The 1,202-nt window shown below is 68.2% G+C and carries 1 protein-coding gene; it reads left to right on the top strand.

The features are described from left to right. Positions 1 to 1,202: urocanate hydratase (hutU, locus tag IHD13_RS18005; protein ID WP_195862410.1), on the top strand; the 1,202-nt coding region annotated here is incomplete at both ends.

Raw genomic sequence — 1,202 nt, 5'->3', positions numbered from 1 at the left:
GTGCTGATCGCCAACTCCAACCTGGTGCCGGCCTGGGCCAACTGGGAGCATTTCAACGAGCTGGATAAGAAAGGCCTGATGATGTACGGCCAGATGACCGCCGGCTCCTGGATCTACATCGGCTCCCAGGGCATCGTCCAGGGCACCTACGAGACCTTCGTCGAGGCCGGACGCCAGCACTACGACGGCAACCTCACCGGTCGCTGGATCCTCACCGCCGGCCTCGGCGGCATGGGCGGCGCCCAGCCCCTGGCGGCGACCCTGGCCGGCGCCTGCTCGCTGAACATCGAGTGCCAGCAGTCGAGCCTCGATTTCCGCCTGCGTACCCGCTACCTGGACGAGCAGGCCGAGGACCTCGACGACGCCCTGGCACGCATCGAACGCTACACCGCCGAGGGCAAGGCGATCTCCATCGGCCTGTGTGCCAACGCCGCCGATGTGCTGCCGGAGCTGGTCAAGCGTGGCGTGCGCCCCGACATGGTCACCGACCAGACCAGCGCCCACGACCCCCTGCACGGCTACCTGCCCCAGGGCTGGACCTGGGAGGAGTACGTGGCCCGGGGCAAGACCCAGCCGGAAGCCACCGTCAAGGCCGCCAAGCAGTCCATGGCGGTGCATGTGCAGGCCATGCTCGACTTCCAGAAGCTGGGCGTGCCGACCTTCGACTACGGCAACAACATCCGCCAGATGGCCCTGGAAGAGGGGGTGGCCAACGCCTTCGACTTCCCCGGTTTCGTGCCGGCCTATATCCGCCCGCTGTTCTGCCAGGGCATCGGTCCCTTCCGCTGGGCGGCGCTCTCCGGCGACCCGGAGGACATCTACAAGACCGACCAGAAGGTCAAGGAGCTGCTCCCCGACGACGAGCACCTGCACCGCTGGCTGGATATGGCCCGGGAGCGGATCAGCTTCCAGGGGCTGCCGGCGCGCATCTGCTGGGTGGGCCTCAAGGATCGCGCCCGCCTCGGCCAGGCCTTCAACGAGATGGTCAAGAACGGCGAGCTCAAGGCGCCCATCGTCATCGGCCGCGACCACCTGGACTCCGGCTCGGTGGCCAGCCCCAACCGCGAGACCGAGGCGATGATGGACGGCTCCGACACCGTCTCCGACTGGCCGCTGCTCAACGCCCTGCTCAACACCGCCGGCGGCGCCACCTGGGTCTCGCTGCACCATGGCGGCGGGGTGGGCATGGGCTACTCCCAGCA

Source organism: Halomonas sp. 328, from assembly GCF_015645095.1.
In the GTDB taxonomy this organism is placed as follows: Bacteria; Pseudomonadota; Gammaproteobacteria; order Pseudomonadales; family Halomonadaceae; genus Bisbaumannia.
The sequence above is the reverse complement of the archived record's forward strand: the minus strand, read 5'-3'. Positions and strand labels throughout refer to the sequence as shown.